The sequence below is a fragment of the Neptunomonas sp. genome (genome assembly GCF_016744175.1).
Taxonomy (GTDB): Bacteria; Pseudomonadota; Gammaproteobacteria; order Pseudomonadales; family Balneatricaceae; genus Neptunomonas.
The window spans coordinates 1-1,560 of record NZ_JADGEV010000001.1 but is presented as its reverse complement, the minus strand read 5'-3'; the positions used below and the strand labels follow the sequence as shown (position 1 = coordinate 1,560).

The 1,560-nt window shown below is 44.3% G+C and carries 1 protein-coding gene; it reads right to left on the bottom strand.

The features are described from left to right. Positions 1 to 56: 56 nt before the first annotated feature. Positions 57 to 1,403, bottom strand: coding sequence for an aspartate aminotransferase family protein (locus tag QZZ55_RS00005; RefSeq protein WP_293263991.1), 1,347 nt, complete (start codon positions 1,401 to 1,403; stop codon positions 57 to 59). Between the last annotated feature and the right edge of the window lie 157 nt (positions 1,404 to 1,560).

The window sequence follows — 1,560 nt, the reverse complement described above, 5'->3', positions numbered from 1 at the left end:
ATTAAATGGCCTACAGTTGTCATCTTCTTTCCTCGAATTTTTTTATTGTTGCAAGCTTATGCAAGTTCGTTAATCGACTCACCTAGCGCATTAATTACGTTATCTATTTCTGCATGCTCAACGGTAAATGGCAGACCCAACTGAATAGTGTCACCACCACAACGCACATAGAAACCTTTTTCCCAACACTTCATCGCAATCTGGAAAGGACGCAATGCAGGCTCTCCCGGAGCAGACTCAATAGTTAAAGCACCGGCTAATCCGTAGTCACGAATATCCGAGACATACTTTGTGCCTTTGAGGCTATGCAGCATTTCTTGGAACTGTGGAGAAACAGTTTTGACTCTTTCAACCAACTTGTCTTGCGCCAATATATCCAGCGAAGCAAGACCAGCAGCACAGGCTACTGGGTGCGCTGAATAGGTATAGCCATGCGGCAACTCAAGCATGTATTCTGCACCACCGGCCTCCATGAAGGTGTCGTAGATTTCTTGCTTAGCTACCATAGCACCCATTGGAATAACGCCATTGGTCAGCTGCTTTGCTATCGTCATCAGATCAGGTACAACACCGAACTCTTCTGCTCCAGTATTCGAACCCATACGTCCAAAGCCTGTGATAACCTCATCAAAGATAAGCAAAATATTATGCTTATCACAGATCTCACGCAGGCGCTTAAGGTAGCCAACAGGAGGTGGAATCACACCAGCAGAACCGGCTAAGGGCTCAACAATGACTGCTGCGATATTAGATGCATCATGAAGGGCTAGTAAGTTTTCTAGCTCATCAGCTAAGTGCGCGCCAGTTTCTGGCATGCCCTTAGTAAATAGGTTCTCTGGGAGCATAGTATGCGGCAAATGTACGGCATCTAGCGCTTGTCCATAAAGCACACGATTACCCACGATACCACCGACACTTACGCCACCCCAGTTAACACCGTGGTAACCCTTAACTCGGCCGATAAAGCGTGTTTTACTTGCCTGACCCTTCTTGCGCCAGTATGCACGCGCAACTTTCAATGCAGTTTCGACAGCTTCAGAACCAGAGCCGGTGAAGAATACGCGATTCAGCCCTTCTGGCATTAACTCAGTAATACGATGTGCCAGCTCAAATGATTTTGGGTGTCCGTATTGAAAAGCAGGAGAGTAATCCAATTCTTTAACTTGGCGGCTTACTGCTTCAATAATTTCCGGGCGGCTATGCCCTGCACCGCATGTCCACAAGCCAGAAAGCCCATCAAAAATTTTTCGACCATCAGCAGATGTATAATAGTTACCCTCTGCAGAAACAATAAGACGTGGATCTTTCTTAAATTCTCGGTTGCCTGAATATGGCATCCAATGAGCATCTAACTGCTCTTGAGATAAACCGCAAAGTGCCTGGTCGTCGTTATTTTTATTCATTCGCCACCTCATAGGTTGTAACAGATGCTAAACAGACTTCGCTGTATTGATCTTACAATTCGATATCATTGATGCAATTATGACTGGAAACTTAGGTTATTAAATTCTTTTATTTTTAACTTATATTAAGTATTTAGTTAACTTAATAAAGCCTAAA